The organism is Pseudomonas sp. NPDC089396 (assembly GCF_044749545.1).
GTDB lineage: Bacteria > Pseudomonadota > Gammaproteobacteria > Pseudomonadales > Pseudomonadaceae > Aquipseudomonas.
Map to the genome: position 1 here is coordinate 591,243 of NZ_JBIVIC010000002.1, position 24,030 is coordinate 615,272.

21 protein-coding genes and 1 tRNA gene are annotated in these 24,030 nt (G+C 63.7%); 15 read left to right on the forward strand and 7 right to left on the reverse strand.

Annotation, left to right across the window (positions count from 1 at the left end):
• Positions 1-70 precede the first annotated feature (70 nt).
• On the forward strand, positions 71-310 hold the full coding sequence (locus ACIPZB_RS05745) for a sulfurtransferase TusA family protein (RefSeq protein WP_051099694.1): 240 nt from the start codon (positions 71-73) through the stop codon (positions 308-310).
• Between the two features lie 20 nt (positions 311-330).
• A complete protein-coding gene (locus ACIPZB_RS05750; protein ID WP_400639323.1) occupies positions 331-1,401 on the forward strand; it encodes an AI-2E family transporter in 1,071 nt (356 codons plus the stop codon).
• Between the two features lie 120 nt (positions 1,402-1,521).
• Here the strand turns inward: ACIPZB_RS05750 and ACIPZB_RS05755 are convergent, their stop codons facing one another.
• Positions 1,522-1,995, reverse strand: coding sequence for a peroxiredoxin (locus tag ACIPZB_RS05755; protein WP_400639324.1), 474 nt, complete (start codon positions 1,993-1,995; stop codon positions 1,522-1,524).
• Positions 1,996-2,006: 11 nt separating this feature from the next.
• Positions 2,007-2,567 carry a glycine cleavage system protein R gene (locus tag ACIPZB_RS05760; RefSeq protein WP_008097509.1) on the reverse strand — a complete coding sequence of 187 codons (561 nt, stop codon included), beginning with the start codon at positions 2,565-2,567 and terminating at the stop codon, positions 2,007-2,009.
• 260 nt (positions 2,568-2,827) lie between these two features.
• On the opposite strand from ACIPZB_RS05760, the gene dapA reads away from it, so the two are divergent.
• From dapA to ACIPZB_RS05790, 6 genes are all read left to right on the forward strand, one after another.
• Positions 2,828-3,715 carry a 4-hydroxy-tetrahydrodipicolinate synthase gene (gene dapA / locus ACIPZB_RS05765; protein ID WP_008097511.1) on the forward strand — a complete coding sequence of 296 codons (888 nt, stop codon included), beginning with the start codon at positions 2,828-2,830 and terminating at the stop codon, positions 3,713-3,715.
• Positions 3,716-3,730: 15 nt separating this feature from the next.
• On the forward strand, positions 3,731-4,849 hold the full coding sequence (gene bamC / locus ACIPZB_RS05770) for an outer membrane protein assembly factor BamC (RefSeq protein ID WP_008097513.1): 1,119 nt from the start codon (positions 3,731-3,733) through the stop codon (positions 4,847-4,849).
• Positions 4,850-5,608 carry an MBL fold metallo-hydrolase gene (locus tag ACIPZB_RS05775; protein ID WP_400639325.1) on the forward strand — a complete coding sequence of 253 codons (759 nt, stop codon included), beginning with the start codon at positions 4,850-4,852 and terminating at the stop codon, positions 5,606-5,608.
• 31 nt (positions 5,609-5,639) lie between these two features.
• A complete protein-coding gene (gene purC, locus ACIPZB_RS05780) occupies positions 5,640-6,350 on the forward strand; it encodes a phosphoribosylaminoimidazolesuccinocarboxamide synthase (protein WP_008097517.1) in 711 nt (236 codons plus the stop codon).
• Positions 6,351-6,442: 92 nt separating this feature from the next.
• Positions 6,443-6,532, forward strand: a tRNA-Ser gene (locus ACIPZB_RS05785).
• A 368-nt stretch (positions 6,533-6,900) separates the two neighbouring features.
• Complete coding sequence (locus tag ACIPZB_RS05790; protein ID WP_400639326.1) at positions 6,901-9,750, forward strand: HD domain-containing phosphohydrolase; 2,850 nt, start codon at positions 6,901-6,903, stop codon at positions 9,748-9,750.
• Here the strand turns inward: ACIPZB_RS05790 and ACIPZB_RS05795 are convergent.
• Positions 9,745-10,707, reverse strand: a complete 963-nt coding sequence (locus tag ACIPZB_RS05795; protein ID WP_400639327.1) for an XdhC family protein — start codon at positions 10,705-10,707, stop codon at positions 9,745-9,747. The genes ACIPZB_RS05790 and ACIPZB_RS05795 overlap by 6 nt on opposite strands.
• A gap of 107 nt (positions 10,708-10,814) precedes the next feature.
• On the opposite strand from ACIPZB_RS05795, the gene ACIPZB_RS05800 reads away from it, so the two are divergent.
• Entirely contained in the window at positions 10,815-11,453 is a 639-nt protein-coding gene (locus tag ACIPZB_RS05800; RefSeq protein WP_008097523.1) for a TetR family transcriptional regulator, read from the forward strand.
• Between the two features lie 3 nt (positions 11,454-11,456).
• Here ACIPZB_RS05800 and ACIPZB_RS05805 read toward each other — a convergent pair whose 3' ends face one another.
• From ACIPZB_RS05805 to ACIPZB_RS05820, 4 genes are all read right to left on the reverse strand, one after another.
• A complete protein-coding gene (locus ACIPZB_RS05805; RefSeq protein WP_400639328.1) occupies positions 11,457-15,020 on the reverse strand; it encodes a molybdopterin cofactor-binding domain-containing protein in 3,564 nt (1,187 codons plus the stop codon).
• A 15-nt stretch (positions 15,021-15,035) separates the two neighbouring features.
• Positions 15,036-15,503 (reverse strand): (2Fe-2S)-binding protein, encoded by a 468-nt coding sequence (locus ACIPZB_RS05810; protein WP_008097527.1) that lies wholly within the window; start codon positions 15,501-15,503, stop codon positions 15,036-15,038.
• Positions 15,504-15,763: 260 nt separating this feature from the next.
• Entirely contained in the window at positions 15,764-16,240 is a 477-nt protein-coding gene (locus tag ACIPZB_RS05815; RefSeq protein ID WP_008097349.1) for a MarR family winged helix-turn-helix transcriptional regulator, read from the reverse strand.
• Positions 16,241-16,308: 68 nt separating this feature from the next.
• Positions 16,309-17,361, reverse strand: a complete 1,053-nt coding sequence (locus tag ACIPZB_RS05820; protein WP_400639330.1) for a 2,5-dihydroxypyridine 5,6-dioxygenase — start codon at positions 17,359-17,361, stop codon at positions 16,309-16,311.
• A 330-nt stretch (positions 17,362-17,691) separates the two neighbouring features.
• Between ACIPZB_RS05820 and nicC the strand changes: the two genes are divergently transcribed.
• The 6 genes from nicC to ACIPZB_RS05850 all read left to right on the forward strand — a co-directional run bounded on the left by nicC (position 17,692) and on the right by ACIPZB_RS05850 (position 24,018).
• Complete coding sequence (nicC, locus tag ACIPZB_RS05825) at positions 17,692-18,840, forward strand: 6-hydroxynicotinate 3-monooxygenase (RefSeq protein ID WP_008097347.1); 1,149 nt, start codon at positions 17,692-17,694, stop codon at positions 18,838-18,840.
• On the forward strand, positions 18,837-19,643 hold the full coding sequence (nicD, locus tag ACIPZB_RS05830) for an N-formylmaleamate deformylase (protein ID WP_400639331.1): 807 nt from the start codon (positions 18,837-18,839) through the stop codon (positions 19,641-19,643). Before nicC ends, nicD begins: the two co-directional genes overlap by 4 nt.
• Before the next feature lie 13 nt (positions 19,644-19,656).
• On the forward strand, positions 19,657-20,409 hold the full coding sequence (locus ACIPZB_RS05835) for a hypothetical protein (protein ID WP_008097345.1): 753 nt from the start codon (positions 19,657-19,659) through the stop codon (positions 20,407-20,409).
• A 14-nt stretch (positions 20,410-20,423) separates the two neighbouring features.
• A complete protein-coding gene (locus ACIPZB_RS05840) occupies positions 20,424-21,065 on the forward strand; it encodes an N-carbamoylsarcosine amidohydrolase (RefSeq protein WP_400639332.1) in 642 nt (213 codons plus the stop codon).
• Positions 21,066-21,275: 210 nt separating this feature from the next.
• Positions 21,276-22,589 (forward strand): MFS transporter, encoded by a 1,314-nt coding sequence (locus ACIPZB_RS05845; protein WP_400639333.1) that lies wholly within the window; start codon positions 21,276-21,278, stop codon positions 22,587-22,589.
• Between the two features lie 136 nt (positions 22,590-22,725).
• A complete protein-coding gene (locus tag ACIPZB_RS05850; RefSeq protein ID WP_400639334.1) occupies positions 22,726-24,018 on the forward strand; it encodes an OprD family porin in 1,293 nt (430 codons plus the stop codon).
• Positions 24,019-24,030: the final 12 nt, after the last annotated feature.

Here is a 24,030-nt window from a genome sequence, read left to right on the forward strand (position 1 = left end):
GGCTCACACGTTGACGACCAGTGGCGGTATCCTAGCCAACCTGTCTGCCCCGCTTGTGGAGAACACCCCGATGACTGACACCCTGACCTGCGACGCCGAACTCGACGCCAGCGGGCTGAACTGCCCATTGCCTTTGCTCAAGGCGAAGATGGAGCTCAATCGCCTGGCCAGCGGTGCGGTGCTCAAGGTGATCGCCACCGACGCCGGTTCCCAGCGCGACTTCCGCACTTTCGCCCAGTTGGCCGGTCATACGCTGCTACGTGAAACGGCCGAGGCCGGCACCTATACCTACTGGCTGCGCAAGGCCTGAGTCTCAATCAAGGATCGTCAATGTTCAAAGTGCTTCGCGACTGGCTGCATCGCTACTTCTCCGACGAGGAGGCAGTGGTGCTGGCGGTGCTGCTGTTCCTGGCCTTTACCACGGTCCTGACCCTCGGTGGCATGCTCGCGCCGGTATTGGCGGGCATGGTGCTCGCGTTTCTGATGCAGGGGCTGGTCAATGCGCTGGAGCGCGTCCGGGTGCCGACACGCTTGGCGGTCATGCTGGTGTTTACCCTGTTCATGGGGGCGCTGGCGGTGTTCCTGCTGGTGCTGGTGCCGCTGCTGTGGCATCAGTTGATCACCTTGTTCAACGAGTTGCCGGGCATGCTCGGCAAGTGGCAGTCGCTGCTGTTGCTGTTGCCGGAGCGTTACCCGCACCTGGTATCGGACGAACAGGTGCTGCGCGCCATCGAGTCGGTGCGAGGCGAGATCGGCAAGTTCGGCCAGTGGGCGCTGTCTTTCTCGTTGTCGAGCCTGCCGCTGCTGGTGAGCGCCATGATCTACCTGGTGCTGGTGCCGATCCTGGTGTTCTTCTTCCTCAAGGACCGTGAGCTGATCGGGCGCTGGGTCAGCGGCTACCTGCCACGTCAGCGTACCTTGCTCAACCGGGTGGGCAGCGAGATGAACCGGCAGATCGCCAATTACATCCGAGGCAAGGGGATCGAGATCCTGATCTGCGGGATTGCCACTTACATTGCGTTCATCAGCCTCGGGCTCAACTACGCTGCCTTGCTGGCGCTGCTGGTGGGGTTGTCGGTGGTGGTGCCGTATGTGGGGGCGGTGGTGGTCACCGTGCCGGTCACGCTGATTGCGTTGTTCCAGTGGGGCTGGGGCGACCAGTTCATCTATCTGATGACGGTGTACGCGATCATCCAGGCGCTGGACGGCAACGTGCTGGTGCCGCTGCTGTTCTCCGAGGCGGTGAGCCTGCACCCAGTGGCGATCATTTGCGCGGTGTTGCTGTTTGGCGGGCTGTGGGGGTTCTGGGGGATTTTCTTCGCCATTCCGCTGGCGACGCTGATCAAGGCTGTGCTGGATGCCTGGCCGCGGCAGGAGCCTAGTGTTTCACCGATACTCTGAATGTTATCGGGGCCGCTTCGCGACCCTTTCGCGACACAAGGCCGCTCCTACAGGTACAGCGCAATCCTTGTAGGAGCGGCCTTGCGTCGCGAAAGGGCTGCGAAGCGGCCCCGCCCGATCTCAAGCCTTGTCCAGCGCCTGAGCCGCCGCCAACACAGCATCCACATGCCCGGGCACCTTCACCCCACGCCATTCCTGGCGCAGTACACCGTCCTTGTCGATGAGGAAGGTGCTGCGGTCCACGCCCATGTATTCCTTGCCATACAGCTTCTTCAGCTTGATCACGTCGAACAGCTGGCACAGGGCCTCGTCCTTGTCGCTGATCAGCTCGAACGGGAAGCCCTGCTTGGCCTTGAAGTTCTCATGCGACTTGATGCCATCGCGCGATACGCCGAACACCACGGTGTTGGCCGCTTCAAAGGCTGCGTGCTGGTCACGGAAACCTTGACCTTCAGTAGTGCAGCCCGGGGTGCTGTCCTTCGGATAGAAGTACACCACTACCTGGCGGCCCTTGAGCTCGCTCAGGCTGAAGGTCTGGCCGCTGGTGGCCTGGGCCTGGAAGTCGGCGACGGGTTGGTCGAGTGTTACAGCCATGACGGGGTTCCTTACACGGGGTTCTGTGGGCGCCAAGGCTCGATCAGGGCGTCCAGGTTCAGGGCGTCGGCAAAATCGAGGAACTGGTCGCGCAGCCAGCTGATCTGGGTGCCGGCCGGCAGGATCACGGTGAACTGGGCATTGAGCATGCTGCTACCGGTCTGCGGCGCCAGGTAGGTGTCGCAGGTCATGGCTTCGAGCTCGACACGGTGGTCGAGGAAGAACTGGCACAGTTCGTTGATGATGTCCGGGCGATAGGCGGCGCTGACGTAGGCCACATAAGGCAGGGCCTGCGGGCGCACCTCCTGGTCGGCGCTGCGCACCACGTCGAGGGTCAGGCCGTGTTTCTTGCCCAGGCCCGGCAGGGTGGATTCGAGACGCGCCAGGGCGTCCCAGCTGCCGCCCACCTGCAAGACCAGGGCGCTGGTCTCGCCATGCCGGCTCAGGCGCGAGGTGACGACCGCGCAGCGGTTTTCGAAGGCAGCGCGGCTGAGGACATTGGCCAGCTCCATAGGGTTGGGGCCCAAGGCGCTGATGACGAGGAATTGTTCGCGGACGGTGGGGGTGGACATGCAGCATTCCTAAAGCGATGAGCGGTCGGCACAGGACGGGCAAAAGCCTCCTGTCGGCAGGGCCCGGGGCTCGCAAGCGAGGACGTGGACGCAGGCCGGGGAGCAAGGTCGACGGCCCGGCGGGCCGCGCTGCACCGATCAAAGGATCAAGGGTAGCGAAATAAGGCGCCGAGGGGAATGCTCCGCCCGCCTGCTTCGCTTGTGCAAGGTCGATGCCCCCAGTACCATTACCGCTCTCTTTTTCCGGCAGGAGCAGTTACATGATTGCGGGCAGTATGGTGGCATTGGTCACACCCATGGATGCACAAGGGCGTCTTGACTGGGGCAGCCTCGACAAACTTGTAGACTTCCACCTGGAAAACGGCACCCACGCGATCGTCGCAGTCGGCACCACCGGTGAGTCCGCCACGCTGGATGTCGAAGAACACATCCTGGTCATCAAGCATGTGGTCGAGCGCGTCAAGCACAGCAAGAACCCCATTCCGGTCATCGCCGGTACCGGTGCCAACTCCACTGCCGAAGCCGTGCACCTGACCCAGAACGCCAAGAACGCTGGCGCCGACGCCTGCCTGCTGGTCGTGCCGTACTACAACAAGCCGACCCAGGAAGGCCTGTACCAGCACTTCAAGCACATCGCCGAAGCCGTCGACATCCCGCAGATCCTCTACAACGTACCCGGCCGCACCTCCTGCGACATGCAGGCCGAGACCGTGATCCGCCTGTCGACCGTGCCGAACATCATCGGCATCAAGGAAGCCACCGGCGACCTGGTCCGTGCCAAGGCCATCCTCGAGGGCGTCAGCGAAGATTTCCTCGTGCTGTCCGGCGATGATCCGACTGCCGTCGAGCTGATCCTGATGGGCGGCAAGGGCAACATCTCCGTCACTGCCAACGTCGCCCCGCGCGAAATGGCCGATCTGTGCGAGGCCGCCCTTGAGGGCAATGCCGAGAAGGCCCGCGCGATCAACGAAAAACTCATGCCGCTGCACAAAGACCTGTTCTGCGAAGCCAACCCGATTCCGGTGAAGTGGGCACTCGTTGAAATGGGCCTGATGCACAAAGGCATTCGCCTGCCGCTGACCTGGCTGAGCGAAGGCTGCCACGAAAAAGTCCGTACTGCCTTGCGCCAGTCCGGCGTACTGGTTTAAGAGGAAGTACACCGCATGAAGCGACTGGCTGGTCTTTCCGCACTCGCCCTGATCATCTCCAGCACCAGTGGGTGTGGCTGGTTGTGGGGCGAGGATGGCTATTTCCGCGACCGCGGTAGTGATTACCTGCAGGCCCATCCCACCGCGCCGATGCAATTGCCGCCGGATGCCAGCAGCGCCAAGCGCCTTGATCCGCTGCTGCCAATCCCGCGCAACGTGGCCGACGACAGCGTCGCTGGCGAGTTCGAAGTGCCGCGTCCGCAACCGTTGGTAGGCGGTGCCGAAGTCAGCGATTTCAGCCTGCAGCGCAGCGGCAACAGCCGTTGGGTGCTGGCCCAGCGTTCGCCTGCCGAAGTCTGGCCGGTGGCGCGTCAGTTCTTCGAGGACAACGGTTTCCGAGTGGCTGAAGAGCGCCCGCAAACCGGCGAATTCACCACCACCTGGCAGCGCTTCGACGAACTGTCGGCATCGCTCGGCCAGCGCCTGGCCAGCACTGCCAGCAGCGCTGACAGCGAAGTGCGCGTTCGCGTGCGCATGGAGCCTGGCGTACAACGCAACACCTCCGAGGTGTACATCGTCAGCGTCGAGCGCCCGGCGGGCAGCACTGCCGATACTGCGTTCCCGTCCACTTCCAGCAACACCGGCGCCGATGCGCTGCTGGTCGACGAAATGCTCGCCAGCATGAACCGTAGCGCCGAGAAGGGCGGTTCGGTGTCGCTGCTGGCCGCGCGCGACTTCGACGCGCCGAGCCGCGTCAGCCTGAGTGAGGACGGCAGCGGCAACCCGGTGCTGTACCTGGGTGCTGACCTTGACCGTGCCTGGTCGAGCGTAGGCCGTGCATTGGAGCAGGGCGGCGAATGGCGCGTCGAGGACATCAACCGCAGCCTGGGCCTGTACTACATCAACCTGTCGGAAAAACCAGACGACAAGCAGAACCAGCCGGGCTTCTTCAGCCGGATGTTCGGCAGCGAGCCGTCCAAGGAAGAGCGTGAAGCCCGTGCCGAGCGCTACCAGGTCCGCCTGAGCAAGGTTGGCGAGAGCGTGCAGGTTACCGTCGAGAAGAACATCAACACCGTGGCCCCGGCCGATGTCGCCCGCCGCGTGCTGAGCGCCATTCAGGACCACCTGGGCTAAGTGCGCTTCGCGGTACTCGGAAGCGGCAGCCAGGGAAATGGCACGCTGATCGCCAGTGGTGACACGTTCATCCTGGTCGATTGCGGTTTTTCCCTGCGCGAAACCGAGCGGCGCCTGGCGCTGCTCGGGGTGTCGGCGGCGCAGTTGAGCGCGGTGCTGGTGACCCATGAACATGCCGATCATGTGCATGGGGTGGGGTTGCTGTCACGGCGCTACAATGTACCGGTCTACCTCAGCCAAGGGACCTTGCGCGGCATGCGCAAACCGGTGGAGGTGGCCGGTTTTCTCGCGTGTGGCGACACCCTGCGCATCGGCTGCCTGGACGTGAGTGCGGCGCGGGTCGAGCACGACGCCTACGAGCCGCTGCAGTATGTGCTCAGCGACGGTCGCCGGCGCTTTGGCATGCTCACCGACCTGGGCTCCTACGATGCCCGGTTGCTGGAGCGCTACCAAGGCCTGGATGCCCTGCTGATCGAAGCCAACCACTGCCGCGACCTGCTGGCGCGCGGGCACTACCCGTACTTCCTCAAGCAGCGCGTGGGCGGCATGCAAGGTCATTTGAACAACCACCAGGCCGCGCGCCTGGTGGAGGAGTTGGGCTGGAGCAACCTGCAACACCTGGTGCTGGCCCACCTCAGCAGCAAGAACAACCTGCCACATCTGGCCCGCCAGTGCTTTGTCGACACCCTCGGGTGCGATCCGGACTGGCTCCAGGTGGCGAATCAGGAACATGGGCTCGACTGGCGCGAAATCGCCTAGCCCAACACTCAAGCAAGCGGAGCCCTCCATCATGGAAAAACGCGAAGAACTCTACCGCGGCAAAGCCAAATCGGTTTACAAGACCGACGACGCCGACCGCTTGATCCTGCTGTTCCGTAACGACACTTCGGCGTTCGACGGCAAGCGCATCGAACAGCTCGACCGCAAAGGCATGGTGAACAACAAGTTCAACGCCTTCATCATGCAAAAGCTCGAAGAAGCCGGCGTGCCGACTCAGTTCGACAAGCTGCTGGGCGACAACGAGTGCCTGGTGAAGAAGCTGGACATGATCCCGGTCGAGTGCGTGGTGCGTAACTATGCCGCCGGCAGCCTGGTCAAGCGCCTGGGCGTGGAGGAGGGCATCAAGCTGGAGCCGTCCACCTTCGAGCTGTTCCTGAAGAACGACGAGAAGGGCGATCCCTTCATCAACGAATCCCACGTTGTTGCTTTCGGCTGGGGCACCGCCGAGCAGCTGGTCGAGATGAAGAAGCTGTCGCTGAAGGTCAACGAAGTGCTGAACAAGCTGTTCGACGACGCCGGCCTGCTGCTGGTCGACTTCAAGTTGGAGTTCGGTGTCTTCCACGGCCAGATCGTCCTCGGTGACGAGTTCAGCCCGGACGGCTGCCGCCTGTGGGACAAAGAGACCCGCAAGAAGATGGACAAGGACCGGTTCCGCCAGGGTCTGGGCGACGTGATCGAAGCCTACGAAGAAGTTGCCAAGCGCCTGGGCGTGCCGCTGTAAGGCGCGCGTTCACGCAAGCGCCTGATACCACGCGATTTTTTTGAAAATAAAGGTTTGCGTTTTCAGAATTCGCTGGTATGATGCGCGGCATTGGAGAGATGCCGGAGTGGTCGAACGGGACGGATTCGAAATCCGTTGTACTGGCAACAGTACCTAGGGTTCAAATCCCTATCTCTCCGCCATACGCGAAGTAGTCGAAGCCCCCGAAAACCTTGAGTTTTCGGGGGCTTCGTCGTTTCAGTATTCGGTTTTCCGGGCACGCTTTGCATCCCTTGCTCGTCGTGCTTTCAAACCATCGTCCCGTGGTGATGGCTAAGGGCTGGTTCATCTTCTCTGACGATTCTGCCCCATAGCAGCTAAGCTCCTCGCGGTAGGTGTAAAGCCGGCATGACGATGTGGCAGATAACGCTGATGAACTCGCTGCACATGGAGCACCTTGGATGGGCTATGTGTTAATTGGTCACGATGCCGGGTTGGCAAATTTCCGGGTGAGGTACTCAGTGTTTCCGGCTCCCGCTGCCGGAAATGCGTACTAGCAGACCCTGCTGCCATGAATGAGCAAGGACGTAGCATCTCGCTACAACTGCTGGTGACCCTGGCCATCTTGCTGGGCATGCTGCTGCTCGGCATGGGCTTGGCCTGGCAAGGTTATCGCGGCACCCAGCAGGCACTGGTGGCTGCAGCCGGCGATTCCGCCCAGCAACTGGGCAAGACCATCGACGAACGCGCCCGGCGCTTGCTCGACCCGGCGCAGAGCAGCATCCGGCTGCTCGCGTTCAACCCGGCCGCCAGTACCTTGGCTCAGCGCCTGGAGCGGCTGCCGCAACTGGTCGAGAGCCTGAACGCCAACAAGATGCTCAGCGCCGCTTATGTCGGCTACCCCAATGGCGAATTCCTGCTGGTCCGTCAGTTGCACGACCCGCAATCGCTTCAGCGCTACGCGGCGCCAGCCGGCACCCGCTTTCTGGTTCAGAGCATCAGCAAGGGCGATGACGGTACTAGCCTTGGCGAGTGGCGTTTCTACGATCCGCAGCTGACCTTGCTGCAAACCCAGGTCAAGCCGGAGTATCACTACGATCCGCGCCAGCGCCCCTGGTTCATCGAAGCCTCAGGGCGCTCGACCACCGTGCTTACCAACCCTTACGCCTTCTTCACCACCCGTGAAGTCGGCATGACCATGGCCCAGCGCAGCGTCGATGGCGCGGCGGTGATCGGCATGGATGTTTCGGTCAATGATCTGGCCAGCGAGAGCCAGGACCTGCGCATGACCCCCGGCACCGAGACCGCCGTGATCGATGAGCGGGGGAATGTGGTGGCGTACCCGGACCTGAAGCGGGTCATCCTGCAGGAGGGAGAGGCGGTCCGCCTGTCGCGTATCGACGAACTGGGGATTCCCAGCCTGGCGCGCATCCACGCCAACCCGCTTCAGGACAACCGGCCGCAACCTTATCAGGTGCAAGGGAAGACCTGGTATGGCATGCGCATACCGCTCACCACGCTGGTCGGCGAGGACTTCCAGGTGCTGATCGCCGTGCCGGGCGACGAGTTGCTGGCCGGTGCACGCCAGGTGCTGTTCGAGCAGCTGCTCTGGGCGGCGGCGCTGATGGCCTTGCTACTGCTGCTGGGCGCAGTGCTCGGCCAGCGCATCGGCCGCCCGTTGCGCCTGCTGGCCGAGCAGGTGCACGGCCTTGCCAACTTCGACTTCAGCCGCGAGGTGGGGGTGACGTCACAGGTTTCCGAGGTGCGTGAACTGAGCCAGGTGCTCAGCCGCATGTCCGGCACCATCCGCAATTTCCAGGCGATCACCCTCACGCTCAGCCGGGAAAGCCAGCTGGAGCGCATGCTCGAGGGTGTGCTCAGACATCTGGTGGACGCCGCCGGGGTAAAGGCGGGTGCGGTTTACCTGTTCGATGACGACCAATCCCTGCTGCGTCTGGCCGCTTCATGCCGGGGCGAGGACTACCCGGACGAACTGGCGGTCGCCGAGCATGAGCACGAGCACCTGGTGGCTGTCGTGAAACACGCGCTGGAGCTGCGTGGGCGCAGCCTTGCGGTGGTGCTCCGGGACCGTGGCCAGGTGCTGCTGGGTATCCTGGTATTGCAGCTGGATGAGGGGCAGGCCGGTGATGAAGCGGGCCAGCCGTTCCGGCAATTCGTCGAGGAGCTGTCCGGTGCTGCGGCGGTGGCCATCGAGACGCGGCAACTGGCCGAAGCCCAGCAACGGCTGCTGGACGCCATGATCAAGCTGCTGGCCGATGCCATCGATGCCAAGAGCCCGTATACCGGCGGCCACTGCGAGCGGGTACCGCAACTGGCGCAGATGCTGCTGGACCAGGCCGTGCAGGCCGACAGCGGCCCCTACGCCAGCTTCAGCATGACCGATCTCGAGCGTTACGAGTTCCGGGTGGCCGCCTGGCTGCACGACTGCGGCAAGATCACCAGCCCCGAGTATGTGGTGGACAAAGCGACCAAGCTGGAGGGCCTGTACAACCGCATCCACGAAATCCGTATGCGCTTCGAGGTGCTCTGGCGCGATGCCGAGCTGGCTTATTGGCAAGGGCTGGCAGGTGGCGCAGAGCAGCAGGTGCTGCAGGCGTCCCTGACGCGTTGCCAGGCCCAGTTGCAGGAGGATTTCGCGTTCGTTGCCAGGGCCAATATTGGTAGCGAGCTCATGGACGAGGGCGATATCGAACGCTTGCAGCAGATCGGCCAGCGCCGCTGGCGGCGGCATTTCGACAACCGCTTGGGCATTTCCCGCGACGAAGAGGAACGCTTCAAGGGCGTACCCGCGCTGCCATTGCCGGTGGATGAGCCGCTCCTGGCCGACCGCCCCGAGCATCGGTTGCACTGGGGCGCGCGCAAGCCGCCGGTGGTCAAGGGCGATCCGCGCAATGCCTGGGGCTTCGACATGAGCCTGCCGGCCAATGCCAGCGATCAGGGCGAGTTGTACAACCTGTCGATCCGCCGCGGCACCTTGAACGACGAGGAGCGCTTCAAGATCAACGAACATATCGTGCAGACCATCATCATGCTTTCCAGCTTGCCGTTCCCGCGTCATCTGCGGCGGGTGCCGGACATCGCCGGCAACCACCACGAGAAGATGGATGGCAGCGGGTATCCGAGGCGATTGGGCAAAGCTGACCTGAGCATCGCCGAGCGGGTGATGGCGATCGCCGATATCTTCGAAGCACTGACGGCTGCCGACCGACCGTACAAGGCGCCGAAGACCTTGTCCGAATCGGTGAAGATCATGGTGTCCATGGCGCGGGGCAATCACATCGACGGGCAGCTACTGCGGCTATTTCTGAGTAGCGGTGTGTATCGGCAGTATGCCGAGCGGTTTTTGCAGGAGGAGCAGATCGACGAGGTGGATGTGGCGTACTGGTTGGCGCAGCTATAAGGCGTGCCGCGCCTTCCCTCTGTACACCCGCAAAACGTCCGCCATCACCGCCAGTGCGATCTCTGCCGGTGACTTGCTGCCCAGGTCCAGGCCGATGGGCATGTGCAACCGCTCGATCTGCGCCTGCGACAGCCCGCCAATCCGTCGCAGGCGCTCGGCGCGCTTGGCTGACGTGGCTGCCGAGCCCATGGCGCCGATGTAAAACGCCGGGGTGTTCACCGCCTCCATCAATGCCAGGTCATCGATCTTCGGATCGTGGGTCAGCGCCACCACCGCAGTGGCTGCATGGCAACCCCCCTCGGCGATGAACAGCGAGGGCAGCACGCGATGCATCCGCACACCCTCGAGATTCACATGCGCCATCTCCTCGCGCGGGTCGCAGGCAACGACCTCGCAGCCCAGCGTGCGGGCGATGGCGGCGCACGCTTCAGCCACCGGTGACAGCCCGGCCAGCACCACGCGCAAGGCTGGGCCGATGCCGATATGCACGGCATCTTCACTCATTTGCACGGCAACCCTGCTGTCACCCTGGGCTTCAAAGTCACCCGTTGCCAATCCGACCTTGCGCGTCACGCGTTGCTGGCCCAGCAGCGCAGCACGCAATACCTGCAAATGCGCCAGCCACAGGTCGTTCGGCTCGCGTCGCTCAACCAGCACGACCAGCACGCCGCCGCACGGCAAACGCAAGCGACGGCTTTGCGCCTGCCCGTCGCCATACCGCACCACCTGCGCCACCTGCCTGAATTCTCCGCGCCAGAGGCTTTGCAGAAACTCCTCTTCAACACACCCGCCCGACAACGATCCGACGTACGCCACGCCGCCATTGCTGACCAGCATCGCCCCGGGCGAGCGCGGTGCCGAGCCATAGGTGGAGAGCACCGTGCAGAGCCAGATCGTCTGGCCGGCTTGTGCCCATTGCAGGGCCTGGTCGATCACCTGCAGGTCAAGATGCTGCATGTTCCGCTACCTCGTTCCAAGGGTTGAGAGCACACCTGAAAAAGCCGCGCAAAGGCCCAACGTCTGTGGCAGTGTTAGCGTTCTGGCTAGCTCCACAGTGATTGCCCATGCAAACTCGCAAAACCGGTGTTCGCGCCCAGCAGGCCGACCGCACCAAGCAAAACATCCTCCAGGCTGCCGTGAAGGTCTTCAGCAAGGAAGGCTTCACCGGCGGGCGCATCGAGCAGATCTCCTCATTGGCCAAGTCCAATGACCGCATGATCTATTACTACTTCGGCAGCAAGGAGAAACTGTTCATCTGCGTGCTGGAGCACATCTACGCAAGCTTCAACCAGGCCGAAGCCAAGCTGCGCCTGGACCTCTCCGACCCCGAGGGCGCGCTGCGCGAGCTGGTCGCATTCATCTGGCACTACTACGTGCGCCATCCCGAGTTCGTCACCATCCTGGCCACCGAGAACCTCCATCAGGGCAAACACGCCAGGAAGTCGCCGAACCTCAAGGAACTGTCCGGCGAGGCGTTCGGTGTGCTGCGGCCGATCATCGAGGCCGGCCAGGCCAAGGGCCTGTTTCGCGCGGATATCGACATCAAGCACACTTACCTGATGATCGCTTCGCTCTGCTATTTCTATAACTCCAACCTCTACACGCTGAGTTCGTTCCTGGCCGTGGACCTGGCCGAAAAGCAGGCCAAGTCCGACTGGCTGGACTTCATCAGCGATCTCGCCCTGCGCGGGCTGCGCTGCTGAGATTCAATGGCTGCCAGGGTTGGCGCGCACTTGAGCGCTTTTGGTCATCAGCCCCGCCCAGGCCGGTTTGTCGGGCGCAAAGCGCTGGCGCAGGTAAGCGGCAAGGTCCGCTACCTGACGGTCCGACAAGCTGCCCTTGAACCCTGGCATATAACCCAGGTCGCGTGTCGCCGGCGTTGGAATGCCGTGCAAGACGATGCGCAGCAGATTGTCCGGCAGGTCGCCATGGACGTTGCTGTTGACCGCCATGGACGGGCTGACCCCGAACAGCTTCGGTCCAAGTCCGTCGCTGTGGCAGGCCATGCACGCGCCCTTGAACACCCGCTCGCCATTGCTCAGCGAAACCTGCGGATCGACTTGCGGCGCTGGCTTGGCTGCAAGCGTCTGCGGTGTGCCGTCGAGCGACGCCAGGTAGTGCGCGATAGCGCGTACATCACTCTGCGGCAGTGTCGCCAATTCGCTGACCACCGGCCCCATGGGGCCGGCAGCGACGCCGTGTTTGTCGGAGAAACCCGTGCTCAGATAAGTGAACAATTCGTTCTCGCTCCACGGTATCGATCCCTTGCCCAAGGCATTGAGCGCAGGCGCTTCCCAGCCATCGACCATACCGCCGGCCAGGTAGCTTTTGCCACTTTTCTCCGCGCCCATCAGGTTGCGCGGCGAATGGCACGCCGTGCAGTGGCCCAGGCCATCGACCAGATAGGCGCCACGGTTCCATTGTTCGCTGCGCTGCGGGTCGGGCTGGTATTCACCGCGCGAGAGAAACAGCGCGTTCCAGCCAGCCATCAGCGGGCGTTGGTTGAAAGGGAAGCGCATCTGGTTGGCGGGCGCCTCCTGCTGGACTGGCGTCTGTGACATCAGGTAGGCGTACAGCGCCTGCATGTCGGCATCGGTGATGTTGCGAAACGAGGTATAGGGAAAGGCCGGGTACAGGTGGCGACCGTCGCGGCTGATGCCCTCGCGCATGGCCCGCTCGAACGCGGCGAAAGACCAGCGACCAATGCCGGTTTCCGGGTCGGGGGTGATGTTGGTGCTGTAGAGCGTGCCGAACGGTGTATCCATCGCCAGCCCACCGGCATTGACCTTGCCGCCGCTGACCGTATGGCACACTGCGCAGTCGCCGGCAGCCGCCACTTGGCGTCCGCGTTCGAGCATCGAGGCCGACCAGCTACCGGCGGCGGGCGGCGTTACCGGGGCGATTTCGGCGCGCCAGGGCAGGGCGGTGGCCGCCATGCCCAACGCGGCGCCGAACACGCCGGCAAGCGAGCCGAACCACCATTTCGAGCGTTTCGGCGCGGGCGGCGCTGGCGCCGGCCCGTCAGCGCGGGGGGCTTCTGCGCCCAGTGCTGCGCGCACCCGCTCGGCAGTGATCGGCAACTCGCGAAAGCGTATCCCGGTGGCATCGAAGATGGCGTTGGCGATGGCCGCCGCGCTCGGCACCGAGGCCGACTCGCCACTGCCCATCGGCGGTTCATGTTGGCGCGGCAGCATCATCACATCGATGGCCGGCACCTCGGGGAAGGTCAGGATCGGGTAGCCACCCCATTCCTTGCTCGCCACCTTTGAATCCTCGAAGCTCACCTGTTCCTTGAGCACGCGGCTGGTGGACTGAATCACGTTGCCATGGATCTGGTGCCGCACCCCTTCGGGGTTGACCATCATGCCGGCGTCATGGCCAATCACCACGCGCGTCACGGCGACCTCACCGGTGCGCCGGTCCACCGCGACATCCGCGACCCAGGCCGCCCAGGCGGCGCCGAAGCCGGGGAACTTGCTGTGGATATAGCGCGCGTAGGCGAAACCGCGACCGCGCAATACATCACCTTCGGCGGGCACCTGCATGGGCTCGGTGCGTGGCTGCCAGCCGGCGCGTTCGGCGGTGGCCTGGACCAGGTCGATGGCACGCGGATCGGAAAGGTGCTTGAGGCGGTACTCGACCGGGTCGACACCGGCGGCGAAGGCCAGCTCGTCGATGTACGACTCATGGGCGAAGCTGTTGGGCATGGCCGACACACCCCGCATCCACGAGGCGCGCACCAGCGGCGTCATGTCATTGATGGTGACGCGCATGTGCTCATAGTCATAGGGCGGGATCGAGGTGCGGTCGCCCATCTCGAACAAGGCCGGTACCGGCTCCACCGCGCCTGTCAGCAGCAGGGCGAGGGTGGGGGCGCCATTGGAGGGGTAGCTGGTCTGGAAGTCGTAGGCGGCGACCGTGCCATCGGCGTTCAGGCCGCCATCGATTTCCATCAGCTGTGCAGTGCCCTTGGGCTCCCAGGCATGCTCTTGCTCGCGGGTCAGTTGCACCCGCACAGGGCGACCTACCGCGCGTGACAGCAGCACCGCGTCGGCACAGACATCATCGGCGCAGTTGCGGCCATAACAGCCGGCCGCTTCCATGCGAATGATGTCGATGCGTTGTTCGTCACACGCCAGCAACCAGGCCAGGTCAGCGCGCAGCAGGTGCGGGTTCTGGGTGCCGGACCAGACGCGGATCTGGCCTTCGGTAAAGTCGGCGAGGGCGCAGGACGGGCCGATCGAGCCATGCAGCTGATACGGCCAGAGGTAGCTGCGGCTCAGGCGCTGGCTGGCATTGGCGATGCCGGCATCGACGTCGCCCTTGTCCAGCACGGTGCGCTGCACCCGGGGGTTGTCGCGGATCGCCTGGGCCACATCGCTGAGGTCGGGCAGTTTGCCGGTAAACGGCTTCCAGCTGATTTTCAAATCCTCGGCGGCGCGGATCGCCTGCTCTTCGCGCTCGGCGACCACGCCGACGAAGTCGCGGATGACCACCACCGCGATCACGCCAGGCACATGGGCAATGGAGGATTCGTCCACCGCCAGCAGGCTCTTGCCGACGAAATCGCCGCTGTCATGGCCGGCGTAGGGCGGCCGGATCACGCGGCCGTGGAGCATGTCGGGCAGGCGCATGTCATGGACGTAGGTCAGCTCGCCGGTGGCTTTGCCGGGGATATCCACCCGCGCAGCACTGCGACCGACCAGGCGGTAGTCCTCGATGGCCTTGAGCGGCGCATCGTCGGCAATGCGCAGTTGATGATTCTCCCCCTGCACCAGTTCGGCAAAGCTCAGGGTGCGGCCATCGCTGGCGATCAGCGTGCCTTCTTCCAGGCGCAGCGTATCGGCCTGGCAGCCCAGGCGCAGCGCCGCCTGTTGCAGCAGGAAGCGCCGCGCGGTGGCCGCCGCCTTGCGCAGCGGCACGGCGGAAATCTGCAGGGTGGCGCTGGCGATGGTGGCGCCCTGGTTCGGCGCGCGCTCGGTGTCACCGAGCACCATGTGCACCTGGTCCATGCGCAGGTCGAGTTCTTCGGCAACGATCTGCGCCAGTGACGTGCGGATGCCGGTGCCCAGGTCGACGTGGCCGTTGAAGGCGTAGACCCTGCCGTCATCGCTGATCGCCAGGAACAACGCCAGTTCGCGCGCCTTGACCGTGGGCGTCACGCCCTTGGCCACAGGGCCCGAGGGCGGGGTGATCTCATCGACGATCAGCAGGACGCCGGTTTTGCCCAGCAACTGGTCGCGGGTGGGAACGTGTTGCGAGTGGTTCATGCTCTTCTCCGGTTCTCAGGCCTGGCGGCCGGCAGCGCGGCGCACGGCGCGCAGGATTTCGACGTGGGTGCCGCAACGGCAGAGGTTGCCGGACAGCTCGTTGCGGATCTGTTCGTCGCTGGCGTCCGGGATGCGGTCGAGCAGGGCCTTGGCGGTCATGATCATGCCGTTCATGCAGTAGCCGCATTGGGCGGCTTGCTCATCGATGAACGCTTGCTGTACGGGGTGCGGCGCGGCCTTGCTGCCCAGCCCTTCGAGGGTGGTGATGTCGCGGTTGGCGGCGCCGGACAGGGGGATCACGCAGGAGCGTGCGGCGACGCCGTCGATGATCACCGTGCAGGCGCCGCATTCGCCCAGGCCGCAGCCGTACTTGGGGCCGTTCAGGCGCAGGTCGTTGCGCAGGATCAGCAGCAGGGGCGTGTCGGCCATGGCGCTGACTTCGATGCTCTGGCCGTTGATCCGCAGGGAGATGGTTGTTTGCATTGTTGGATCATCTCTGGAAGTTGCTTGCCATTCGAAAGCGAGTACCAGCGCGCTACCAAACCACTCAACGGGGGCGCTTGTTTCGGTAAGTACTCACTACATGAAAGGGTCAGGCAAGAAGCAGGCCAGGGATGATTTTTGGGGGGGAGGGGTGTATCGCGAAGTGCAGGGTTTGAGATTTTTAGTGCCGTTGAAATCGAGCGCCGCGCGGGCGGCGCTCGATTTACGCATCACCACAAATTCAAAGCGAGGCGCCGCGATCACCCCGCCATCTCATCCCCGTCGATCATCTTGCGCAGCAAAAACAGAATCGCCACCCGCTCCGCAGCATTCAGGCAGCCCATGCTCAGTTCACTGATCTGCCGGGCGCAGGGAATCATCGCATCCAGCAATGCCGCGCCACTGTCGGTGAGCTCGACGATCACCTTGCGTCGATCATCAGGGTCCGGCGACAGCTTCACCAGTTCCCGCGCCTTGAGCCGTTCGACGATGCCTCGAATGGTCGCCTGGTCGACGGCGGTCGCCTTGATCAACTCGGCCTGGGAGCTGGGCCCGTGGTCGCGCAAGGCGCACAGGGTGACGAACTGGATCGAGGTCAGCTGCGGGTCGCACGCCTGCTGCTGGAAAATCGCGGTGTGCCGCTGATACGCCTTGCGCAGCAGGTGGCCGACCTGTTCGGTGACGTCATAGGGGGCGGTGTCAGGTGCAGCGGGCGCTTCAGTGGTTTTCTTCGACATGGGAGGGCTTGGGCTGTATGGGTTGGGCTGGCCGGGCCCCGAAGTGGAGCGCCGGGCCAGTATAACCACTATCGTGCCTTGGACTCCTCAGGTGCGACCACATCGCCGGCCAGGACCACGGCCTTGTCGTCCAGGTAGATATCGCAGTTGCGCAGCGGAATATCCAGGTGGCAGGGGGTTTTGCGCTTGCCACCGACTTCGGTGTTGGGGCCGGTGGAGAACAGGAAGTTGCCATAGAACGCGCGGGCATCCATGCACATGCCGTCGTTGCGGTCGTGCAGGCCCATGGCGGTCCACTGGGCGCGTGGCTGCAGGCCCCAGCCGATGTGGGAAATGCCGTACACCTCGGGGTCGTTGAAATACTTCATGTAGTCACGCAGGTACTCGGCCTCGAAGCCGCCATGAATGCCGGTGATGAAGCCTTTCTCGATCTCCAGCGTGATGCGCTCGCGGCAGTAGTTCTTGAACGGCAGGATGATGTCGCCGACATCCAGCACCAGCGTGCCTTCGGCGCTGTCCTCGTTCGGCCAGGTGAACAGGAAGCCGCTGGGCCAGTGGTCCCAGCGGCCGGGCTCGTCGGCGTAACCGTATTCGGTGACGGCCGGGTATTGGCCGAGCGGGGCGCGAAAATCACTGCCGGCCTTGGAGCGCACATGCATGCTGCGCGCCTGCTTGAGCAGGGTTTCGGCGGCCAGCACGCGGCGCTTGTCGTCCTCGGTGGGCAGCATGCGCGCCAGCACTTCCGGGGGTTCGACGGCCAGCAGGATGCGCGTGCCCGTCTTGAGGATCTGCTCCTGTTCAGGTGAATGCAGCAGCATCATGGTGTCGACGATCAGGTCGGCGGCCTCCAGCGCCCGCTGCGCCGCCAGGTTGCCGGTCAGGGCCGTGTCGCCGCAGTAGGCGGTCATGTCGTTGCCCATGGCAGTGGGGTGGTTGAACGACGGCAGTTCCACCGCGTAGACCTTTGCCTTGAGCCGCTGCGCGGCTTCCATCGCGGCGTTCACCGTACGTGGATCGGAATAGTGGCTCTTGAGCACGGCGACGCTCTGCGTCTCATCCACGCGGGACAGTTTCAGCACGTGTTCGAACATCTGGGTCAGTTCTGCGTTGCTAACGGGCATCGGCTTTCTCCTGGGCAGGCCTTGGTGGGCTCGAGATGCTGCACTGCGGCGGTGCATGGCGCGTCATCTCGGTGCGAATTAATAGTGTATACGCCATATTCTTGTAGATGTAATCGCATCCGTTCGACAAGCGCAAGCCGTACTTCCAAACGTTACTATTTCACACAATCCCTAGATAAATCGGTTACACGAGGCCGTTTGTTACATTCGATCAGCCGTTTGAAAATATTTGAGTCATGCCCTTCCAATTAAAAAAATACAGCGTATACACTCTAAATCGTCAGGTGATCGAACCACTGACCACATCACAGAACAAGAGGGGATATACCTATGCGGGGCAGGCAGAAAATCGCAATCGTCGGTGCAGGTCTTGGTGGTGCAGCAGCCGCCACGCTGTTGCAACAGGCCGGCTTCGAGGTCGACGTGTACGAGCAGGCACCGGAATTCACCCGCCTCGGCGCGGGTATCCATATCGGCCCCAACGTGATGAAGATCTTCCGCCGCATGGGGCTGGAGCAGAAGCTGGAGCTGATGAGCTCGCACCCGGACTTCTGGTTCAGCCGCGACGGCAACACGGGCGACTACCTGTCGCGCATCCCGCTCGGTGAGTTCGCCCGCCGTGAGTACGGCGCCTCGTACATCACCATTCACCGCGGCGACCTGCACGCACTGCAGATCGATGCGATCAAGCCGGGCACCGTGCACTTCGGCAAGCGCCTGGAAAAGATTGTCGATGAGGGCGACCAGGTGCGCCTGGACTTCGCCGACGGTACCCACACCGTGGCCGATATCGTCATTGGCGCGGACGGCATCCACTCCAAGATCCGTGAAGAGCTGCTGGGTGTCGAAGCGCCGATCTACAGCGGCTGGGTCGCCCACCGCGCGCTGATCCGCGGCGAACACCTGGCCCAGCATGCCGACGTGTTCGAGGACTGCGTGAAGTGGTGGACCGAAGACCGCCACATGATGGTCTACTACACCACCGGCAAGCGCGACGAGTACTACTTCGTCACCGGCGTACCGCACGAAGCCTGGGACTTCCAGGGCGCCTTCGTCGACAGCAGCCAGGAAGAAATGCGCGCGGCCTTCGAGGGTTACCACCCCACCGTGCAGAAGCTGATCGGCGCCACCGAATCGATTACCAAGTGGCCGCTGCGCAACCGCAACCCGCTGCCGCTGTGGAGCCGTGGCCGCCTGGTGCTGCTGGGCGACGCCTGCCACCCGATGAAACCGCACATGGCGCAAGGCGCGTGCATGGCGATCGAAGATGCGGCGATGCTGACCCGCTGCCTGCAAGAGACCGGACTGTCCGACCACCGCACCGCCTTCGCGCTGTACGAGGCCAACCGCAAGGAACGCGCATCGCGGGTGCAGTCGGTATCCAACGCCAACACCTTCCTCTACAACCAGGAAGACCCGGCCTGGGTATATGGCTATGACCTCTACGGCCAGGAACTGAAAAGCGGGGAGGCGGCATGAGCACCTTCGTCGCCGGCGGCAACGTCAGCGCCAACGGCATCCGCCAGCATTACCTGCGCTACGGCGGCAAGGGGCATGCGCTGATCCTGGTGCCGGGCATCACCAGCCCGGCGATCACCTGGGGGTTCGTCGCCGAGCGCCTTGGTCAGCACTTCGACACCTATGTGCTGGATGTGCGTGGCCGCGGCCTGTCTTCGAGCGGCCCTGAGCTGGACTACGGCACCGACGCCTGCGCGGCGGACATTCCGGCCTTCGCGGCGGCGCTGGGCCTGGAGCGCTATCACCTGGTCGGCCACTCGATGGGGGCACGTTTCGCCATCCGCGCCGCTGCCAAAGGCGCGCCAGGGCTGCAGCGCCTGGTGCTGGTCGATCCACCGGTGTCCGGGCCTGGTCGGCGCGAGTACCCGAGCAAGCTGCCGTGGTACGTCGACTCGATCCGCCAGGCCACCGTTGGCATGAGCGGCGATGACATGCGCGCCTTCTGCGCGACCTGGACCGATGAGCAACTGGCCCTGCGCGCCGAGTGGCTGCACACCTGCCATGAGCCGGCGATCGTGCGTGCCTTCAACGATTTCCACCAGGTGGACATCCATCAGGACCTGCCCCGCGTGCGCCAGCCCGCACTGCTGATGGTGGCCGGGCGGGGCGGCGTGATCCAGCCCCAGGACATCGCGGAGATCCGCGAGCTCAAGCCGGACATCCAGGTCGTTCAGGTCGACAACGCCGGCCACATGATCCCTTGGGATGACCTCGAAGGCTTCTTCGCCGCCTTCGGTGATTTCCTCGACCACACCTTCGACTGACGGAGCACAAGACATGAGCAAGATTTACCGGATCGGCCAGATCGTGCCGAGCTCGAACACCACCATGGAAACCGAAATCCCGGCGATGCTCCTGGCGCGCCAGGCGATCCGCCCGGAACGCTTCACCTTCCACTCCAGCCGCATGCGCATGAAGCAGGTGAAGAAGGAAGAACTGGCAGCGATGGACGGCGAGTCCGACCGCTGCGCGGTGGAGTTGTCCGACGCCAAGGTCGACGTGCTCGGCTATGCCTGCCTGGTGGCGATCATGGCCATGGGGCTGGGCTATCACCGCCAGTCGGAGAAACGACTGCAGAAAGCCACCGCTGACAACGACGCGCTGGCCCCGGTGATCACCAGTGCGGGTGCGCTGGTGGAGGCCCTGCATGTGATGAAGGCCAAGCGCATCGCCATCGTCGCGCCCTACATGAAGCCGTTGACCGAACTGGTGGTCAACTACATCCGCGAGGAAGGCTTCGAAGTGCAGGACTGGCGCGCGCTGGAAATCCCCGACAACCTCGCCGTGGCCCGCCACGACCCGGCCAATCTGCCGGGCATCGTCGCCGGCATGAACCTTGAAGGCGTCGATGTGGTGGTGCTTTCGGCTTGCGTGCAGATGCAATCGCTGCCGGCGGTCGCCAAGGTCGAGGCGCAAACCGGCAAGCCGGTGGTCACCGCTGCCATCGCCACCACCTACGCCATGCTCAAGGCGCTGGACCTGGAACCGGTGGTTCCAGGTGCTGGCGCATTGCTGTCGGGCGCTTACTGAATCGGGAGACGAACATGAGCGACGCACAAAGCGCCAGCGACAACTACCAGGGCGTATGGGGCCAGCGCATCGGCTTCGGCCGCAAGGCGGCCCTGCTGATGATCGACTTCATGCAGGGCTACACCACCCCTGGTGCGCCGCTCTACGCTCCCGGCGTGGTGACGGCCGTCGAGCAGGCCGCCGGCCTGCTGGCCCTGGCCCGCGACTGCGGTACGCTGGTGGTCCATACCAACATCCGCTACCAGGCCCCGCACTTCGCCGACGGCGGCGTGTGGGTGCGCAAGGCGCCGGTGATGAAGGACATGGTCGAAGGCAACCCGCTGGCGGCATTCTGCGAGGCCGTGGTGCCACGGGCGGATGAGGTGGTGCTCAGCAAGCAGTACGCCAGCGCCTTCTTCGGTACCAGCCTGGCCTCGCTGCTGCATGCGCAAGGCGTCGATACCGTGGTGCTGGCCGGCTGCTCCACCAGTGGCTGCATCCGCGCCAGTGCGGTGGATGCCCTGCAGCACGGCTTTCGAACCATCGTGGTGCGAGAATGTGTCGGTGATCGCCACAACGATCCCCATGAAGCCAACCTGTTCGACATCGACAGCAAGTACGGCGATGTCGTCAGCCGGCAGGAGGCCATGGAGCAGCTTCAACGCCTGGAGAACTGAATCAACCCGTCACCTTGCACCCATAACAATCAAGTAACGGCGCGGGAAGCCCGTTCCATGACCGTCCGCTGTCCAGGCGGTCGCCCCGCAGGAGCACTCGGGGTCTTGTGACGCCTCCTTGGCGTGCCGCGTATAGTGCGCGGCGCGCCCAGAGCGTCGAAAACTGCTGGCCTTAAAACAACCACAAAGTCGCCCGCCAGGAGACAGGAAATGCCAATTGCGAATGCAACCGCGGTCCACGTTGAAGTCGACCGGGGTACTCAAGCGCTTTACCGCAGGATCACCTGGAAGCTCATCCCCTTCCTGTGTTTCTGCTACCTCGCAGCCTATCTGGACCGCATCAATGTCGGCTTCGCCAAGCTGCAGATGCTCGAAGACCTGCAATTCAGCACCGCGGCCTATGGCCTGGGGGCCGGGCTGTTCTTCGTCGGTTACATCATCTTCGAGGTCCCGAGCAACCTGATCCTGCAGCGTGTCGGCGCCAAGCTGTGGATCGCCCGCATCATGATCACCTGGGGCCTGCTCTCGGCCTGCACCATGTTCGTCACCAGCACCACGCAGTTCTACATCCTGCGCTTTCTGCTCGGCGCGGCCGAAGCGGGCTTCCTGCCGGGTGTGCTGTTCTACCTGACCATGTGGTACCCGACCTACCGACGCGGGCGCATCATCGCCCTGTTCATGATCGGGCTGCCGCTGTCGAGCGTGATTGGCGGGCCGATCTCTGGCTGGATCATGGGCCACTTCGACCAGGTCCACGGCCTGCATGGCTGGCAGTGGCTGTTCCTGCTGGAGGCGATCCCCAGCGTGCTGCTGGGCATCCTGACGTTCTGGGCGCTGCCGAACACTTTCCAGCAGGCGAAATGGCTGTCGGATGACGACAAGGCGCAGCTGGCAGCGGACCTTGCCGCCGACGATGCCGAGGGCAAGGACAGCAAGCACAGCTTCCGCGATGGCTTCTTCAACCTCAAGGTGTGGATGCTCGGTGGCATCGACTTCTCGATCCTGCTCAGCGCCTATGCCATGGGCTTCTGGATGCCGACCTTCATTCGCGACGCGGGTGTCAGCGATACCTTCCACATCGGCCTGCTCACGGCGATTCCGAGCCTGGCGGCGTTGGCTGGCATGCTGATGATCGGCGCCAGTTCCGACCGGCATCGCGAACGCCGCTGGCACATCATCGTGCCGTTCATCATCGGCGCGATCGCCATGGCCAGCAGCACCCTGTTCAGCCAGAACCTGGTGATGACGGTGGTGCTGTTTGCGATCGCCTCGGCGGCGATCATCGGTGCGGTGCCGGTGTTCTTCAGCCTGCCGGCGACCTTCCTCAAGGGCACCGCGGCCGCTACCGGTTTTGCCCTGGCGTGCTCGGTGGCCAATATCGCGGGGTTGGTGAGCAACTCGCTGATGGGCATGGTCACTGATCTGACCGGCACCTCCCACGCGGCCTTGTGGGTGTTTGCCCTGTGCCTGCTGCTCAGCTGTTTCCTGGTCATCGCCTTGCCGGCAAAGCTGGTCAACCGTTAACGGTCCAGCGCTTCTTTTGACGGCAGCGCAGGCGGGCACCTAGCTCGTCTGCCGATCCCTTTCAACGCAACCCGACGTGGATGGCCCCTGGGCCGCCGCGGCGGGCTGCTGTTGCCCGCATCCAGGAGTTGCTTTCATGCTCGGTTACATGCCACAGCGTTATTCCCCGACCGCTCGCCTGGCCGGTGGTTGCATCGCCGCCGCCCTGTGCGCCGAGGCGACGGCCGAAGAGCCAGGTTTCATCGCGGACGCCAGCGCTACGCTGCAAGCGCGCAATTACTTTTTCAGTCGTGACTATGCCGATATCAAAGGCCCGAGTACCCAGTCGCGTACCCAGGAATGGGCCCAGGGCTTCATCTTCAATGCCACCTCCGGCTATACCCCGGGCATGATCGGCATGGGTGTCGACGTCATTGGCCTGCTCGGTTTCAAGCTCGACAGCAGCCCGGAGCACGCCAAGTCGGGGTTGTTGCCCAGCCTCGAAAGCGGCAAGTCGGCAGACGAATACAGCCGCATGGGCGCAGCGGCCAAGTTCAAGGTTTCCCGCACCGAACTGAAAGTGGGCGAGTTGATGCCTAACCTGCCTGTGCTGTTGTTCAGTGACCTGCGCCTGCTGCCGCCGACCTACCAGGGCGCGATGCTCGAGTCCCGCGAGTTCCCCGGGCTGACCCTGAGCGCGGGGCAGTTCAGGTCAACCAGCCTGCGTGACTCGTCCAACAGCCAGAAGATGTATGCGCTGGTCAACGACCCGATCAATCCGGCGCGGCTGGCGCGGTTCACCAGTGACCGCTTCAACTATGTCGGCGCCGACTATGCCTTCAACGACAACCGCACCAGTGTCGGCGTGTGGCAGGCGCAACTGGAAGATATCTACCAGCAGCGCTTTTACAGCCTCAAGCACGCCCAGCCCGTGGGTGACTGGACGCTGGGGGTGAATGCCGGTTACTTCGATGCCCAGGAGGATGGTCGGCAGATCGCTGGCAAATACGACAACCATGCGCTGTTCAGTTTGTTCTCGGCCAAGACCGGTGGGCACACCTTCTATGTGGGGTATCAGCAGATCGGCGGGGACGACGGGTTCATCCAGGTCGGTGCCAACACCAACCCGATGGGCAATACGCTGCCAACCTATGAATTCTCGGCGACGGGGGAGCGCTCGTGGCAGGTGCGGCACGACTACAACTTCGTCGCGCAGGGGATCCCGGGGCTGACCTCGACCTTGCGCTATGTAAAGGGGCGCGACGTCGAGACTGGCCTGGGTTTCGAAGGGCGTGACCGGGAGCGCGATCTGGACCTGGCCTACGTGGTGCAGAGCGGCCCCCTGGCAGGGTTGGGGGTGCGGGTGCGCAATGTGATGGCCCGCTCGAACTATCGGACCGACATCGACGAGAACCGCTTGATCCTGAGTTATACGGTCAAGTTGTTCTGATGAGGGCTGGCT

Coding starts and splice junctions, on each gene's coding strand:
- nicC (WP_008097347.1), top strand. CDS start 17,692: ATGCGGGGCAGGCAGAAAATCGCAATCGTCGGTGCAGGTCTTGGTGGT.
- ACIPZB_RS05750 (WP_400639323.1), top strand. CDS start 331: ATGTTCAAAGTGCTTCGCGACTGGCTGCATCGCTACTTCTCCGACGAG.
- purC (WP_008097517.1), top strand. CDS start 5,640: ATGGAAAAACGCGAAGAACTCTACCGCGGCAAAGCCAAATCGGTTTAC.
- ACIPZB_RS05815 (WP_008097349.1), bottom strand. CDS start 16,240: ATGTCGAAGAAAACCACTGAAGCGCCCGCTGCACCTGACACCGCCCCC.
- ACIPZB_RS05755 (WP_400639324.1), bottom strand. CDS start 1,995: ATGGCTGTAACACTCGACCAACCCGTCGCCGACTTCCAGGCCCAGGCC.
- ACIPZB_RS05840 (WP_400639332.1), top strand. CDS start 20,424: ATGAGCGACGCACAAAGCGCCAGCGACAACTACCAGGGCGTATGGGGC.
- bamC (WP_008097513.1), top strand. CDS start 3,731: ATGAAGCGACTGGCTGGTCTTTCCGCACTCGCCCTGATCATCTCCAGC.
- ACIPZB_RS05850 (WP_400639334.1), top strand. CDS start 22,726: ATGCTCGGTTACATGCCACAGCGTTATTCCCCGACCGCTCGCCTGGCC.
- dapA (WP_008097511.1), top strand. CDS start 2,828: ATGATTGCGGGCAGTATGGTGGCATTGGTCACACCCATGGATGCACAA.
- ACIPZB_RS05810 (WP_008097527.1), bottom strand. CDS start 15,503: ATGCAAACAACCATCTCCCTGCGGATCAACGGCCAGAGCATCGAAGTC.
- ACIPZB_RS05800 (WP_008097523.1), top strand. CDS start 10,815: ATGCAAACTCGCAAAACCGGTGTTCGCGCCCAGCAGGCCGACCGCACC.
- ACIPZB_RS05845 (WP_400639333.1), top strand. CDS start 21,276: ATGCCAATTGCGAATGCAACCGCGGTCCACGTTGAAGTCGACCGGGGT.
- ACIPZB_RS05805 (WP_400639328.1), bottom strand. CDS start 15,020: ATGAACCACTCGCAACACGTTCCCACCCGCGACCAGTTGCTGGGCAAA.
- ACIPZB_RS05760 (WP_008097509.1), bottom strand. CDS start 2,567: ATGTCCACCCCCACCGTCCGCGAACAATTCCTCGTCATCAGCGCCTTG.
- ACIPZB_RS05835 (WP_008097345.1), top strand. CDS start 19,657: ATGAGCAAGATTTACCGGATCGGCCAGATCGTGCCGAGCTCGAACACC.
- ACIPZB_RS05795 (WP_400639327.1), bottom strand. CDS start 10,707: ATGCAGCATCTTGACCTGCAGGTGATCGACCAGGCCCTGCAATGGGCA.
- ACIPZB_RS05745 (WP_051099694.1), top strand. CDS start 71: ATGACTGACACCCTGACCTGCGACGCCGAACTCGACGCCAGCGGGCTG.
- nicD (WP_400639331.1), top strand. CDS start 18,837: ATGAGCACCTTCGTCGCCGGCGGCAACGTCAGCGCCAACGGCATCCGC.
- ACIPZB_RS05790 (WP_400639326.1), top strand. CDS start 6,901: ATGAATGAGCAAGGACGTAGCATCTCGCTACAACTGCTGGTGACCCTG.
- ACIPZB_RS05820 (WP_400639330.1), bottom strand. CDS start 17,361: ATGCCCGTTAGCAACGCAGAACTGACCCAGATGTTCGAACACGTGCTG.